Here is a 12772-nt window from a genome sequence, read left to right on the forward strand (position 1 = left end):
TTTCCCGTTCATGGAGCCTTGCGCGCCTCCGTCAGCTGCAACGATTCGTTAGGCCGCCGCCATGTCAGCGCGTGCCCCACTCGTGCAGGGCAGCGTATCCGTCTTCACCATGACGACGGAAGAATATTTCGAACGCCCGAAGCAGCTGGATAGCCCAGAGGCGTGCCGCGCCGACCGGGTCCATGAAGTCAGCGAATCGCGGATCGTCGGGGTCGCGCTGATAGTGGAATACGCCGTGGCGGAACCGGAAAAGCGTGCTGCGATGGCCGGCCTCCTTCCCGCTTGCAAGAAGGGCGTCGATTCTTTCATCGGCCAACTTCAATTCTTCCCACCCTTCGATCACGGGACAGAGCGCCGCGAGCCAATGCCCCAGCAGGCCGCCGATCCGGTACTCCGGGAGGTCGATCGCTAGAGTATCGGAGGGGGAGGAACGCTCACCCTCCTCACCTACCAGCCGATCCGTCGCCTCAAGCAGGCCCTGGCACCAAGCGAAGTAGCGCTCAAGCATCAGGTAGCCACGCATGCGACTTTGACGGACTTGCTTCTGGTCTGGCGTCTCAACGCATGCGCCGATCGCGATCACCGCGGCCCTTCCCAGCTCCTCAGCCGAGGCGCCGCAGAACGGTTCGAGGATCCTAGCGTCGCGCTTCGGGTCGATTCTCCGGTCTTCGGGGAGTTGGGCATTGAGTTCGGCCGCCCAGTGTACGAGGGCGGGTCGAATCGCCAACCCACCGAAATGCGGATCCGCGTTCGCGAGCCGGAGAAGGTACAGGACCGCATCGGGAGTACTTCGATCTGGGAGGCCCTCGGGATGAAAGGACATTGTGTGCGATCCGATGATCCTTGTAGCGGCCTAACGCCAGAGTTCAGCTGCGTGGCGGCCCACCAGGAGCCGTCCGGCCACCTGGAGGGTTGGGCCGCCACGTCAGCTGCAACGATTCGTTAGGCCGCAGGGAGGCGGCCCCACCCTCGGAGGCGCAGTGCGGGTCACTCTGGCCGACCAGGTACCCGCCGAGCGCCCCGGCCGCGGCGCCGGCGAGGATCTGCCCCGCACTCGCCCCGTGCCCGCCCAGGGTGCCCAGCCGGACGGCAAAATCCACCCCGCCCCCGATAATCACAGCTCCCCAGAACGCGTCTCGCAACTTCGCGCCCCGACACGTCAGCCCCGTGTCGGGCTGCCTTGGCTGGGCCGCTGCCGCGGTCGCGCGCCGGCGGACGCGCGGCCCCGGGAGCAAGGCGCTGCCCGCCGTTCGTTCTTCAGGCACGGTCGACGGCTGCGCAAGCGCGGGCACGCTCGTCGTGACCGTCAGCGCGAGCATGACCCATCGGCGCCAGGGCATCCGGGGCATTGCTCAATCCCTCGCTATGAGTTGATTGCGGCCTAACGCTGGAGTTCAGCTGCGGAGCCGCAGCTTCGGAGCTGCGTAGGCGGTTGGAGCGTTGCGCGGCTCCGCCAGCTGCAACGATTCGTTAGGCCGCGGCTATGCGATGTGACCGCCGCCATGTCCCGTGAGAGCGGTCAGAGCGGCGATGTGCTCACTGACAGCGGACCTCATCACATTGCTGCACCACGCCGCGCCTCAGGCCCTCCAGCCCGGGACCGACTCCAACCGCGCCTCGACCGCGCGCATCAGCGGGAGCGTGGCGTCGACCGCCGCCTGCGACGGGTCGCCAGTACCTGCGTCTGAGATGGCGTGCGAGAAGTACACGGAGTCTCGCACCGGCGTGCGGCCGAACTGGACGATCGCCCGGGCCCCGTCACGCCCCCAGTATATATAGCCGACGTACTCGCTCGAGTCACGATGCGGCGGTAGGCGCGAGAGGTCCTGGACGCTGTCCACGCCCGGGGTCCCGCGGATCGCTGCCTCGACGAGGCCACGCGATGGCACGCGCGTCACCCGCCCCTCGCGAGTCACCCCACGGATAGGGGGCTCGCACCCAGTGAGCGACGCCGCGAGCAGGAGCATCGGGAGGGTCGGCCGTCGGGACATGGTCGAGTGTGAGAGCGGCCTAACGCTGGAGTTCAGCTGCGAAGGCGCGAGCGTGATCCAGGCTGCCGCGAGGGGTGCTGCGCGCCTTCGTCAGCTGCAACGATTCGTTAGCCCGCAGGCTCGGGATCCCCCGCTTCCTGCAGGGCGGACTTGAGTGCGTCGATTAAAGACGTGACGAACTCGCACGCGTTGTCCGGTAAGCCTGCGTCGTTGAACGACGCCGGCGCACTCGCGCGGCGGAGTGACCCAAGGCGTGGACCAGACACTGATATTACGGTGCTTACGATCTGATTCCCACCGGGCTTGTTCGAGTGCTCCAAAACGTTGTTTCGGACGCGACCGACGCCCTCAGCTCGAACCCTGCCAACGCCCGGCAGCCCAGCACCACACTGGCGCAGCACGACGAGGATCCTGTGCGCGATGTAGTAGAAGGACTCTGCGTAGGTTCGCACCGCCTCATCCTCAGCGAACGGCTGGTCGCCGAAGATCGTCGCTATGAGCCCAGGCGGAAGCTGGGGCAGTTGGTCGTACGGCTCGGTATGGATCGCGACGCGCTGCACGCCCTCTTCCTCGTCATTGGGCTGCTTCTGTGCATCCCATAGTCGGTCGTGCACTTCCATAGCCTGCTCGTACAGGAACTTGGCCTGTCGAAGTCGAACTCTGAGCTCGAGTACGACGGTGGGGTCGGCCCGCCCGACGTACGACTCATAGTATCGCCCGAGCAGTAGCAGTGCCTCGGTGAACGGAACGTCAGGTCGTGCCATTGCTCTTCGTCGCGATGACGTCTGTTGCGGGCTAACGCTGGAGTTCAGCTGCGGAGCGGCCGACACAGATCCGTCCCGCCACGAAGATGGCTGGGCCGCTCCGTCAGCTGCAACGATTCGTTAGGCCGGCCGGTTGTCGGAGGCCGGTGGCTCGGCCAGAACGTGGGCCGCGGCGAGGAGCTGCGCGAGGGCGCCGCGGCACCCGGCGCGCAGGCTGAGCTGCGGTGCCGGCATCGGCTCGCCACCCTCGGGCGCGCCGGCGCGCATCCAAGCCTCGAGTGCCCGGCGTGTCGCCCGGACCTCTTCCCGAAATCCATGCCGTGCAGCCCGCCGGGCGGCGGGCCAGCAGCGGAAGCAGTACCGTGTCTAGGCCATTGCATCCCCCTCCCCCCGCTCGATGACGCCGACCGTTCCCCGCCGGCCACACCGTCCGCACCGCCCATCGCGCGTCTCCGGCGGATCCGCGTTCACAATCGAAACGGAGGCCCGGCGCCCAAAGGAACTTGTGGAGACGTGTCTCATCGACGGTTACGCTTCTTATCTCACGTGGGCTGTGGCGGCCTAACGCTGGAGTTCAGCTGCGTGGGCGCGGGGCTGGAGCAATGAATTCGCGAGGGACGCCGCGCGCCCACGCCAGCTGCAACGATTCGTTCGGCAGCCGCGCAACTACGGCGTGCTGGTGGCCGCGGCGCCGTCCAGCACGAGAGTGTCGGCGATCGCCTGCCCCGGGTCGGTCACCACGAAGTCCCCGCTAATCCACGCCCGGAGCGTGGCCCCCACGCCAAACTCCGACAGCGCTGCGCGCGAGCCATCTCGGTGCAGCAAGACCGTCGACGCGCTGACACCGAGCCACGTGCGGCCTGTTTGGATCGGTGGCAGCGGCGCGCGACCCTGGACAAGGAGCCGGGGGCGGGCGCCAGTGTCGCACGCGACGACGGGGCCGGCGAGCGTGGCGGCGCTCCGCGGCAGCGGTCGCACGTCGGGCGCATCAGGCCCCGCCTCCGTCCCGCAGGCACTGGCGGCGAGGAGGATGGCGACTAGGCGATATAGGGGCACAACTCTTTGCATCTTGGGATCCTGTTGCTGCCGAACGCCAGAGTTCAGCTGCGAGGGCGCGACCGTGATCTCTGCCGCCGCGAGGGACGCTGCGCGCCCTCGTCAGCTGCAACGATTCGTTAGGTAGCAGCGTGTACGCCGGCACGATGCGCCGCCCACCCAAAGCGCGCGAGGACCACCCCGACTACGAGCGCGACGGCCGCGCCCAGCGCCAGTGGCCAGGCCGGCGCGTTCGGCACCTGTCGGTAGGCATAGGCGAGCGCCGCTAGAACGCGCGCCACGCCCGTGGCGAGACCGAGGAGCCACAGCCTAGGCGCCCAGCGACGCCCGAGCGCTCCCCCAGCGGCCGCGACCACGAGCAGCGCGCCGGCGGCAGCGGCGAGCGCGCACTCCGGCACCTGGTCTCCAGCACCGAGCGCGAGACGGGCGGCGCCGTGCACGAGGTTCAGCGCGGCTATCGGCGAAACGATGAGCGCCAGCATGCGGAAGCGCCGCATCGCGAGTGAGGCGGAGGACTCCATCCAGTTCTCGTGGGTAGGGTGCTACCTAACGCTGGAGTTCAGCTGCGAAGCCGCAGGGTTGGAGCTATGCCGCCGGCGAGGAGCGCCTGCGCGGCTTCGTCAGCTGCAACGCTCGTTAGGCCGCACGGTCATTGAAACCGTGCGATGACCGCGACCCACACGGAATCCGTGAGCGTCCGCCCGCCGACAACTACCGTGCCGACGACCCAGGTCTGCCCGAACTGGTCCCCGGTGGTCAGGATCGCCGTCCCGGGCTCGGCCGCCAGCAAGTCCACCCGGGCAATCCGCGCGTCCCGGACCGTGAAGGTCGGCTGGACGAGGCTGTCGACGCCGCGCCGCGCGTCGATAAACCGCGCTCTGAGCACGATCTGTGCTCGGGTGCCACTGAAGATCGAGTCGGCGTCCAGTTCGAGGCGCAATGGCGGAATCCCGGGCTCGGACGCCGAGTCTTGGCACGCGAGGGCGAGGGCGAGCACCGCTACGGAACCCGCTCCCATGCAATGGATACGGCGGCTTGAGAGCTGCTTCATACGACGGAATCCTATGGTGGCGGCCTAACGCTGGAGTTCAGCTGCGGAGGCGCAGGGCCGGAGCCATGCTGCCGAGAGGAGCATTGCGCGCCTCCGTCAGCTGCAACGATTCGTTAGGCGTCCGCACGACCGTCTTGGTCGCGCCGTGCGGACAATCGCCGCACCCCTGCCGTGGCGAGCGATACGCCCGTGCTCAGGACGAGCACCGCCAGTAGGGCCCAGACCCACAAGGCATGCCACGTGAGATAGGCGGGCGCGTGCAGAAAGCCAAGGAACGTTGACGGGACTGTCCACACCGCGAAGGCGGTAGCGCCGAGCGCTCCCCGGCGCCAGAGCGGGCCTTCGGGTCGCGGGTCCAGCGCGGTCAGGACCACAAGGGCCTCGCCGAGCATGAGTAGACAGACGAACGCGAGGGCCAGCCACGGCACCGTCCACGTCGCGCGTTGCTCCGGTGTGGAAAAGAAGTAGGTCCGCGGATTGAGGCCGAGCCGGACGACGAAGCCGGCGCTGGCCACGTAGGCGAGGCCGAGTAGCAGTGTGATGCGGTGGTACGGCACTCGTGGCATGGTGGACGCCTAACGCTGGAGTTCAGCTGCGAACGCGCGCGGCTGGAGCCGTGAAGGTACTCGGCGGGATGCGCGCGTTCGCCAGCTGCAACGATTCGTTAGGGAGCGGACTCTCGGACGACGGCTGGGGCACCGCGAGCGGCGAGTTCTCTGGGGACCGGCCGCGGAACGTCCTGACTCTCCGCTTCAGGTTGCGTCAATGGTAACGCCTGGCGGAGCCACCGGTTCGCAGCTTGGACCACTGAAGCAGGACACCGGCGGTCATGAGGATCACGTTGCTCTGCCAGGGCGAAACGAGCGCGAGATGCGAGTCTGCGTAGGACTGGGCGAGCCAGCGCACCACCACGACCGCGGGGAGGAAGATGAGCGCCCGGCCCGGTCTCAAGAGGTCAAGCAGGTAGGCCGGCAGTCCGAGCAAGAAGCCGATCGCAAGCCACGCCTCGTGGGGTCGACTCCAATCGAACCATCCGCTCAATGCGCCTCCCCAGAGCGTGTCGCAGAGTGCCAACGCCCACCCGGCCCAAAATGCCGCGCGTTCGCCGACGCTAGTGTTCATTGGAGGATGCGCACACGATGAGCGGATGACACGCTGCGGCGGAGATGAGAAGCCGCCCGCACCAGCGCAACCTCCCGCTGTCCGGGGACAGGCCCTGCCCAACCGATCTCGTACTCCGGCGCTATCCCTCGGAGAATGTGTGTCGCTCCCTAACGCCGGAGTTCACCTACGAAGGCGCAGGGCTGGAACTCGGCTGCCGGTGCGGCGTGCTGCGCGCCTTCGTCAGGTGCAACGATTCGTTAGGTGGCGGCCCGGCGATCTTAGGGGCGTTGCACGGGGACAGCGTTGCCACAGTCGTCGATGGCCTGCACGGCCAACTCGATCCTGAGACGATAGCCTCCCCGTTCAACGACCAGCGTATCCGTCACCAGCCGCGCATAGCCCAGTCGCCGGACATCGATGACATACCGACCCGAGGGCAGCGAGTCAAACCGGAATCGGCCCGCGCTGTCCGTATTTGTCCGGCGCGGTAGCGACGCGATGCTCACGCTCGCCATCCCGACAGGACGCCCGGACCCACGCTCGACCACCGTGCCCACCAGGACGCCCGACTCGCCTGGGAGCGCATTCCGGGAGGCAACGCGGGACACTTCGTGGGGCACCGGACAAGCACCCGAGGCACCGCTGCTCGCGCAGCCGAGCGCACCGCACACCGAGAGCGACAACACTACAACTGCGGGATTCCTGGTTCGAGGATTCGGCGGCATGCCCTCCTGACGACCGAGGATGCCCGTCGCCACCTAACGCCAGAGTTCAGCTGCGGAGGCGCGGGGCTGGAGCTGTGGATGCGGTCGGGACGCTGCGCGGCTCCGTCAGCTGCAACGATTCGTTGGGCGGCGGCTCACTGGACTGCGTTGATCATCTGGAACTCAGGCAGGACCTCCGCGGCGAACCGGCCGCCCGGGACGGCGACAACGAGGCCCGCCGCGACCGCCGCCACCGCCGCGCGCCAGCGGGACCGAGTGGCCCAACGCCGCGCCGCCCGGCGCCCGGCCCACCCGGCAGCCAGGGCCGGAGCGGATAGCGCGGCGAAATAGGCAGCGCCGGTCTGCCACCACGGGGCGAGCGCGCCGAGGCCGGCCGCGTGCGCCGCCGCCAACATCGCCACGCCAACCCCCGCGCTCAACACGCTGTGGGCGAACCAGGCACGTCGCCCGGCCCCACAGTACGTGAGCACGATCGCGGCCCCGGCGAGGACCGCCGCCGCTGCCATGAGGCACCGCGCTTGCCAGAAGAAAGTCTCCATACTCGAGGGACGCGCGAGCGACATAACCGCCACCACTCGCGCCGGCGCGTGTGAGCCGCCCAACGCCAGAGTTCACCTGCGGAGGCGCAGGGTTGGAACTATCCGGCCGTGAGGAGCGTTGCGCGCCTCCGTCAGGTGCAACGATTCGTTAGACATCCGATTCGGAAGTGCCTGCTTCGTCGGCGTCCGGCGCGATCAACCCGAACGCGTTCAAGCTCCCGAATCGTTCCCTGAGCCGCTGCTCCAAGCCGGCCAGCCCCAGCCCCGTCGGAGCGGCGTAGAGTACGTCGAGGACCTCGCCCTCGTCGATCGTCGGCAGAAGCCAGTTGAACGTCACGGCATCGGGCCTGTCCAGCGGGCCGAGGACCCGCTCCAACTGCGCGATGAGGGCCGCCGCGAGGACCGGATCCTCCCAGCCCCGTGCCGGAATGCGGTCGTCGGGAGAGTCCGCCATGCGTTACGAAGATGCGTGTGGATGTCTAACGCTGGAGTTCAGCTGCGGAGCGGCGGGGCCGGAGCCATGCTGCCGGAGTGGGACGCCGCGCCGCTCCGTCAGCTGCAACGATTCGTTAGGCAGCCGGCGGCGCAGGCTTCCCATCGGCGAAGGGCAGCCCGCCACACGAGACACCGCCTGGGCGGAAGTGAAGCACCGGCACCGGCGCGACCCCACAGCCTCGTGCCGCCGGCTGGCCGCCCACCTCGCACGCGAACTCGGCGACCACCGGCCGCGCCGGGTCGCGGGGTCGGACCACGACCGTAACCTCGCCGTCGGGAACTGCCAGCTCGAACGGCGTCTCGCCCACAACGGCCCGCATCTCGCCGCCGCGTGCGCCGCCGAGCACCAGGAGCGCGTCGAACGTCGCTGGTGCGCCGGCGCTTCGGATGCGGAGGGTCGCCCGCCAGCGATCCTCGGGGGCGGAAACGGGATCCATGCTCGTCCTCAGATGTGTGTGGGATGCCTAACGCTGGAGTTCAGCTGCGGAGCCGCGCGGTTGGAGCCGTGCGCCAGCGAGGGCCCCTGCGTGGCTCCGTCAGCTGCAACGATTCGTTAGGCCGCCGGCGCGGGGCTCCGGACCGGCGGGGCCCGTTGATTCTTGCGCTCCACGCTAGTTTCCACCGGCGCGCCCGGTAGTACCAGCACCCGGAATTCGGCCTCAATGACGCTCTGGCTCGACGCTGACGCCACCCCGCGCGACGTGAAGGACATCTGCCTGCGGGCGGCTGAGCGCCTGCGACTCGAGACGATCCTGGTCGCCAACCAGCGTGTGCCGCTGCCGCCGGGCTACGCGCACGTCTTGGCCGTGCGCGTGGAGGGCGGTCCCGACGCGGCCGACCGCTACATCGTCGAGCACGCGGCGCCAGGCGACGTGGCCGTGACCGCCGACATCCCGCTCGCCGCGCTGCTCGTGCCGAAGGGCGTCGCCGTCATCGACCCGCGCGGCGAGGAGTACACCAGCGAGAGCGTCGGCGAGCGGCTCTCGGTGCGGAACTTCATGGACGGGCTCCGGGGCGCCGGGGTCGAGACGGGTGGGCACGCCGCCTACGGCCCGCGCGAGAAGCAGGCGTTCGCGAACACGCTGGACCGGGTGCTCACTCGGGCGCTCCGGCGGGGCGGAGCCCGGTAGCGGCCTAACGCTGGAGTTCAGCTGCGGAGCCGCAGGGTTGGAGCTCTGGAGCTCGAGGAGCGCCGCGCGGCTCCGTCAGCTGCAACGATTCGTTAGGCCACCGGCGCGCGACTCGCCAGCCACGTGCCCGCTGTCGCCCGCTTGCTCGGGTGGCTAAGTTACCGGCGCTATGCGACTTCGCGACAGACTACCCGAACTCCGCGACGAGATTCGCCGCGCCGCCGCGGAGAGCGGCGCGCGCGACGTCCGCGTGTTCGGCTCTGTAGCGCGCGGGGAGGAGCGAGACGATAGCGACGTGGACTTCCTCGTCGCCTTGGAGCCCGGTCGCTCCCTCCTCGACCTGGCCCGCCTAGAACTCCGGCTCGAGCGGCTCTTCGGCCGCCGGGTCGACGTCGTGACGGAAGCGGGGCTCCGGGAGCCCATCCGCGCAGCCGCGCTGCGCGACGCCATCGGTGTCTGAGCGCGGGCCCGCAGCTGCGCGGAACCGTCTCCGCCACATGGCGGACGCCGCGGACGCGATCGCCGGCTATGTGGCGCGCGGGCGAGAGGCGTTTGACGCCGATCCGGCTGTCCGCGACGCGATCCTCTACCAGATCATCGTGCTCGGGGAGGCCGCCAAGGCGGCCCTCGCGGCGGACCCCGACCTTGAAGCCGCCCACCCCAGTGTGGACTGGTCGCCCGTGGCCCGCATGCGCGACCGGGTGGCGCACCACTACTGGGCGACCGACGGCGAGGTCGTCTGGGCCACGGCGCGCGACGCCGTGCCAGCCCTGCGGCGGGCGGTGGCAGCGGCGCTCGCGGCCGCGGGATGACTCTGCGTTCCACGAACTTCGTGGTGGCCTAACGCTGGAGCTAAGCTGCGAAGGCGCGAGGCTGGAGCCATGCGCCGGGTCGGGACGATGCGCGCCTTCGTCAGCTTCAGCGATTCGTTAGACAACGGCCTCGGTGATGTCAGCGAGGCGGCGGTCCGGGAGTCCACTCACTGAGGTCTCGCGGCGCCTGCGCTCCTCGCAGCAGGTCCCAGTCCGACCACCCGGTGACCTGGTCGCCCATGTCGCTCGCGGCTGCCTCGGGTGAGTGGTACGAGCCAAGCGGCATCTCGTCCCCGACACCGAGCCACCACCGGCCATCGCTGTTCGGCTGCGGCCGAATCCAGAACACGCCAACGGGTGTGCGATAGTGCCAGATGGTCGTCATTCGAAGATGGGTGTCGTTGTCTAACGCTAGAGTTCAGCTGCGGAGCCGCAGGGTTGGAGCCGGGCTGCCGGGTCGGGATGTTGCGCGGCTCCGCCAGCTGCAACGATTCGTTAGACGCCGGCGCGCCGAATCAGCGGCGCGATCGCGAACAGCAGCGCTAAGGCAATCACTGCCGCGGCGGCCCAGCGCCAACCGGAACGACGCAGACGCTTGCCCCTCGCGGAAAGTAGCGCCCCCGGCGGCGGCACGTAGTCCCGGCTCAATGGCGCCCACCAACGGCCGGCACGGATGTTCGCGTGGTCAGCGTCCGAGAACCCCGCGTTCGTGTCCGCCCGCGCAAACTGAACCACGGCCGCCAGCCCAGACACACCCGCAATAGCGGCGAGGATGCCGGCAAGGACGATAAGGATCGATCGAAAGCTCACTCAGCTACTTGGCAATGGTGGTTGTGCGTCTAACGCTGGAATTAAGCTGCGAACGCGCAGGGCTGGAGCCGCGCTGCCGGCGAGGAGAGTTGCGCGCGTTCGTCAGCTTCAATGACTCGTTAGCTAGCAGGGGGATGGACTCTGCTCGTCACCCGCTGCTTGCGCTGCGCCCACGGGGGCCGGCGCTTCGGCCGCGCCTCCAACTCGAAGCCGGCCAGGATCGACCCGAACAGCACGCTGAGGGCGACCACGATGACCCACTCGACCGGGTCGCGTAGCGCGAAGTGGTGCCTCGGGTCGACCTCATCCCTGCTCAGGAGCGCGAACGCGGTGGCCATGTACACGGCGACGGCGAGCCACCACTTCACGTAGGTCCCCGGCCGGCCAACACGGCGGGGCGCCGTGCGGGCCAGCGACCACGCGGTGCCGCCGGCGAGGCCGGCCAGCCCGCCGACAATCGCGACCCACAGCGCCTGCAGCACGAACTCCGGTCCCTTCACCAGCACGCCGATGGCGAGCAACGGCAGCAGCAGGATCGCGCGGCCGGCCATGAGCGCGTAGACGAAGAACGCGCCGTAGAACGGCGGGCGTGCCCACTCCGGCAGGCTCTCGACGTTCTTGAGGACCTCGTCGAGTCGCGATGGCGGCGGCTTCGGCTCCTGCTCCTGCTCTGTGTCGGTCACGGATGCTTGGTTGCTAGCTAACGCCGGAGTTCTGCTGCGAAGGCGCGAACGTGATCTGTGCTGCCGGTGCGGAGAGCTGCGCGCCTTCGTCAGCAGCAACGAATCGTTAGGCTGCGGGATGACCGGCGCTGCCGCGCTCCGACAAGCGACAGCGGAAGGGTGCGGCGCCGCGCGCACCGCCGCCAGCGCCGCGCCGGGTTCGCGGGCATCGCGCCGCCGAGCGAGCCGCCGGCACCGGGCTCCGCCCCCGCGGCGCACCTCTCTCTCCCGCCACGCGCCGTCGCGTCCACAACCTGATGCCCGGGCGCGACGACCCGCGGCGCGCCGGCGGCGGCTCGACACCGCGCCACCGGCGTCGCGCCCAGCCGATCACCGCCGCTGCCCCCCGCCGGCCAGCGGCTCACGCGCTCCAATGCGCCGCACACGTGAGATGCGTGCATGGTCCACGCGGCCTAACGCTGGAGTTCAGCTGCGAAGGCGCGAACGTGATCTCGGCTGCCGGTGAGGGACGATGCGCGCCTTCGTCAGCTGCAACGATTCGTTGGGCGGCACGCGCTCGGGGGTCACAGCAGGCCACCAGGCCGAGCGACTCGGCGCTCCCACCTGACCGGCGGATCCGTAGCGCGTGACGGGTGAGCGACTGTCTGGCTACGCGCATCCCCACGGCCGCGGACGATCATCGCCGCGCGCGTCGCGATGCCAGTCTTGCCATCGTCTCAGCGGATGCTGGAAAACAGAACGCTGCTTTCTTGCGCGAGGGTCCCTCCCCGAACTCCGCATTGTAGTGCGGCCCCTTGGCGGGGTCGTCGTCAATGCGCAGGCGCCAGAACGGCTTCGACCTCGGGCTGACCCCGACTTCTGCTCCCTCGAAGGTTCCAAGCCGGCCAATCTCGACGTTGTGATTGAGGCTGAAGTGCGCACCCTTCGCCTCTAGCCACGCAATCGCAGCATTGCGCGCCTGCTCGAGATGCTGATAACGGAAAATTTCCTCCATCTCATCACCTCCATGTTTGACGTCCGCCCAACGCTGGAGTTCAGCTGCGAGGCGGCAGGGTCGGAGCCATGCTGCCGGCGAGGAACGCCGCGCCGCCTCGTCAGCTGCAACGATTCGTTAGACCGCGGCTGCGTGAAGTGTGCGGTCAGGCGCTGTCCGTGACAACCACGCTGGTGACACGGCCGGCACGGGTCACGTCCACGACGCCCATGCCGTCGAGCGTGTGCGGGTTCGCCGGCACCGTCACGACGCGGAACCCGTCGGCGGTATGCTCCACCCGGAACACCCGCGACGGCAGCCGCGCCCCGCGGGCCAGCGTATCGAGCGCGACGCACACCGCCCGCGCACTGTCGCCCGCCGCGCGCGAGCAGTCCGCAGCCCGGCGCGCAGTCCGCCCGCAGGCCGCAGCCGCTCCGGCGAGCGTGAAGATGGTGAAGAGGATGGCGGCTCGTCCGACCATGGATGTCGCGGGCTAACGCTGGAGTTAAGCTGCGAAGGCGCGGGCGTGATCCATGCCGCCGGGGAGGAGCGATGCGCGCCTTCGTCAGCTTCAACGATTCGTTAGCCAGCTCGGCGTAGGACTCGACGGCGCGCGATCGCAGCCGTGAGTCCGGGGCC

Annotated in this window: 18 protein-coding genes; 3 read left to right on the plus strand and 15 right to left on the minus strand. The window is 69.1% G+C overall.

Going from position 1 to position 12772, the window contains the following annotated elements; translation table 11 throughout:
* Positions 1 to 64: 64 nt before the first annotated feature.
* The 11 genes from J421_RS26715 to J421_RS26775 all read right to left on the minus strand — a co-directional run bounded on the left by J421_RS26715 (position 65) and on the right by J421_RS26775 (position 8162).
* On the minus strand, positions 65 to 823 hold the full coding sequence (locus J421_RS26715; RefSeq protein WP_025414184.1) for a hypothetical protein: 759 nt from the start codon (positions 821 to 823) through the stop codon (positions 65 to 67).
* A 757-nt stretch (positions 824 to 1580) separates the two neighbouring features.
* A complete protein-coding gene (locus tag J421_RS26725; RefSeq protein ID WP_148306563.1) occupies positions 1581 to 1841 on the minus strand; it encodes a hypothetical protein in 261 nt (86 codons plus the stop codon).
* A 257-nt stretch (positions 1842 to 2098) separates the two neighbouring features.
* Positions 2099 to 2755: a hypothetical protein gene (locus J421_RS26730; protein ID WP_025414186.1), complete on the minus strand. Its 657-nt coding sequence runs from the start codon at positions 2753 to 2755 to the stop codon at positions 2099 to 2101.
* Positions 2756 to 3930: 1175 nt separating this feature from the next.
* Complete coding sequence (locus tag J421_RS26740) at positions 3931 to 4332, minus strand: hypothetical protein (RefSeq protein WP_025414188.1); 402 nt, start codon at positions 4330 to 4332, stop codon at positions 3931 to 3933.
* Positions 4333 to 4460: 128 nt separating this feature from the next.
* Positions 4461 to 4862 carry a hypothetical protein gene (locus J421_RS26745; protein ID WP_148306564.1) on the minus strand — a complete coding sequence of 134 codons (402 nt, stop codon included), beginning with the start codon at positions 4860 to 4862 and terminating at the stop codon, positions 4461 to 4463.
* Between the two features lie 113 nt (positions 4863 to 4975).
* Positions 4976 to 5428 (minus strand): hypothetical protein, encoded by a 453-nt coding sequence (locus tag J421_RS26750; RefSeq protein WP_148306565.1) that lies wholly within the window; start codon positions 5426 to 5428, stop codon positions 4976 to 4978.
* Positions 5429 to 5624: 196 nt separating this feature from the next.
* Complete coding sequence (locus J421_RS26755; RefSeq protein WP_025414181.1) at positions 5625 to 5984, minus strand: hypothetical protein; 360 nt, start codon at positions 5982 to 5984, stop codon at positions 5625 to 5627.
* 260 nt (positions 5985 to 6244) lie between these two features.
* Positions 6245 to 6691: a carboxypeptidase-like regulatory domain-containing protein gene (locus tag J421_RS34415; protein ID WP_104023413.1), complete on the minus strand. Its 447-nt coding sequence runs from the start codon at positions 6689 to 6691 to the stop codon at positions 6245 to 6247.
* Between the two features lie 134 nt (positions 6692 to 6825).
* A complete protein-coding gene (locus tag J421_RS26765; protein WP_025414192.1) occupies positions 6826 to 7230 on the minus strand; it encodes a hypothetical protein in 405 nt (134 codons plus the stop codon).
* A 148-nt stretch (positions 7231 to 7378) separates the two neighbouring features.
* Positions 7379 to 7684 carry a hypothetical protein gene (locus J421_RS26770; RefSeq protein ID WP_025414193.1) on the minus strand — a complete coding sequence of 102 codons (306 nt, stop codon included), beginning with the start codon at positions 7682 to 7684 and terminating at the stop codon, positions 7379 to 7381.
* Positions 7685 to 7799: 115 nt separating this feature from the next.
* Entirely contained in the window at positions 7800 to 8162 is a 363-nt protein-coding gene (locus J421_RS26775; protein WP_025414194.1) for a hypothetical protein, read from the minus strand.
* A gap of 225 nt (positions 8163 to 8387) precedes the next feature.
* Between J421_RS26775 and J421_RS26780 the strand changes: the two genes are divergently transcribed.
* The 3 genes from J421_RS26780 (at position 8388) to J421_RS26790 (ending at position 9667) form a co-directional block, all read left to right on the plus strand.
* A complete protein-coding gene (locus J421_RS26780; protein WP_025414195.1) occupies positions 8388 to 8855 on the plus strand; it encodes a YaiI/YqxD family protein in 468 nt (155 codons plus the stop codon).
* A gap of 169 nt (positions 8856 to 9024) precedes the next feature.
* Positions 9025 to 9315: a nucleotidyltransferase family protein gene (locus J421_RS26785; RefSeq protein ID WP_025414196.1), complete on the plus strand. Its 291-nt coding sequence runs from the start codon at positions 9025 to 9027 to the stop codon at positions 9313 to 9315.
* Between the two features lie 37 nt (positions 9316 to 9352).
* Positions 9353 to 9667 carry a HepT-like ribonuclease domain-containing protein gene (locus J421_RS26790; protein ID WP_104023324.1) on the plus strand — a complete coding sequence of 105 codons (315 nt, stop codon included), beginning with the start codon at positions 9353 to 9355 and terminating at the stop codon, positions 9665 to 9667.
* A gap of 495 nt (positions 9668 to 10162) precedes the next feature.
* Here the strand turns inward: J421_RS26790 and J421_RS26800 are convergent, their stop codons facing one another.
* The 4 genes from J421_RS26800 to J421_RS26810 all read right to left on the minus strand — a co-directional run bounded on the left by J421_RS26800 (position 10163) and on the right by J421_RS26810 (position 12614).
* Positions 10163 to 10477 carry a hypothetical protein gene (locus J421_RS26800; protein ID WP_025414174.1) on the minus strand — a complete coding sequence of 105 codons (315 nt, stop codon included), beginning with the start codon at positions 10475 to 10477 and terminating at the stop codon, positions 10163 to 10165.
* 119 nt (positions 10478 to 10596) lie between these two features.
* Positions 10597 to 11160 (minus strand): hypothetical protein, encoded by a 564-nt coding sequence (locus J421_RS26805; protein WP_025414198.1) that lies wholly within the window; start codon positions 11158 to 11160, stop codon positions 10597 to 10599.
* Positions 11161 to 11836: 676 nt separating this feature from the next.
* Positions 11837 to 12154: a hypothetical protein gene (locus J421_RS32335; RefSeq protein ID WP_148306566.1), complete on the minus strand. Its 318-nt coding sequence runs from the start codon at positions 12152 to 12154 to the stop codon at positions 11837 to 11839.
* A gap of 145 nt (positions 12155 to 12299) precedes the next feature.
* A complete protein-coding gene (locus tag J421_RS26810; RefSeq protein ID WP_025414199.1) occupies positions 12300 to 12614 on the minus strand; it encodes a hypothetical protein in 315 nt (104 codons plus the stop codon).
* Positions 12615 to 12772: the final 158 nt, after the last annotated feature.

The sequence above is a fragment of the Gemmatirosa kalamazoonensis genome (assembly GCF_000522985.1).
GTDB lineage: Bacteria > Gemmatimonadota > Gemmatimonadetes > Gemmatimonadales > Gemmatimonadaceae > Gemmatirosa > Gemmatirosa kalamazoonensis.

What these genes read in the sequence shown, in the direction of transcription:
- J421_RS26755 (WP_025414181.1), bottom strand. Translation starts at nt 5,984, where the DNA reads ATGAACACTAGCGTCGGCGAACGCGCGGCATTTTGGGCCGGGTGGGCG.
- J421_RS26785 (WP_025414196.1), top strand. Translation starts at nt 9,025, where the DNA reads ATGCGACTTCGCGACAGACTACCCGAACTCCGCGACGAGATTCGCCGC.
- J421_RS26730 (WP_025414186.1), bottom strand. Translation starts at nt 2,755, where the DNA reads ATGGCACGACCTGACGTTCCGTTCACCGAGGCACTGCTACTGCTCGGG.
- J421_RS26790 (WP_104023324.1), top strand. Translation starts at nt 9,353, where the DNA reads ATGGCGGACGCCGCGGACGCGATCGCCGGCTATGTGGCGCGCGGGCGA.
- J421_RS34415 (WP_104023413.1), bottom strand. Translation starts at nt 6,691, where the DNA reads ATGCCGCCGAATCCTCGAACCAGGAATCCCGCAGTTGTAGTGTTGTCG.
- J421_RS26770 (WP_025414193.1), bottom strand. Translation starts at nt 7,684, where the DNA reads ATGGCGGACTCTCCCGACGACCGCATTCCGGCACGGGGCTGGGAGGAT.
- J421_RS26765 (WP_025414192.1), bottom strand. Translation starts at nt 7,230, where the DNA reads ATGGAGACTTTCTTCTGGCAAGCGCGGTGCCTCATGGCAGCGGCGGCG.
- J421_RS26780 (WP_025414195.1), top strand. Translation starts at nt 8,388, where the DNA reads ATGACGCTCTGGCTCGACGCTGACGCCACCCCGCGCGACGTGAAGGAC.
- J421_RS26810 (WP_025414199.1), bottom strand. Translation starts at nt 12,614, where the DNA reads ATGGTCGGACGAGCCGCCATCCTCTTCACCATCTTCACGCTCGCCGGA.
- J421_RS32335 (WP_148306566.1), bottom strand. Translation starts at nt 12,154, where the DNA reads ATGGAGGAAATTTTCCGTTATCAGCATCTCGAGCAGGCGCGCAATGCT.
- J421_RS26745 (WP_148306564.1), bottom strand. Translation starts at nt 4,862, where the DNA reads ATGAAGCAGCTCTCAAGCCGCCGTATCCATTGCATGGGAGCGGGTTCC.
- J421_RS26775 (WP_025414194.1), bottom strand. Translation starts at nt 8,162, where the DNA reads ATGGATCCCGTTTCCGCCCCCGAGGATCGCTGGCGGGCGACCCTCCGC.
- J421_RS26715 (WP_025414184.1), bottom strand. Translation starts at nt 823, where the DNA reads ATGTCCTTTCATCCCGAGGGCCTCCCAGATCGAAGTACTCCCGATGCG.
- J421_RS26750 (WP_148306565.1), bottom strand. Translation starts at nt 5,428, where the DNA reads ATGCCACGAGTGCCGTACCACCGCATCACACTGCTACTCGGCCTCGCC.
- J421_RS26740 (WP_025414188.1), bottom strand. Translation starts at nt 4,332, where the DNA reads ATGGAGTCCTCCGCCTCACTCGCGATGCGGCGCTTCCGCATGCTGGCG.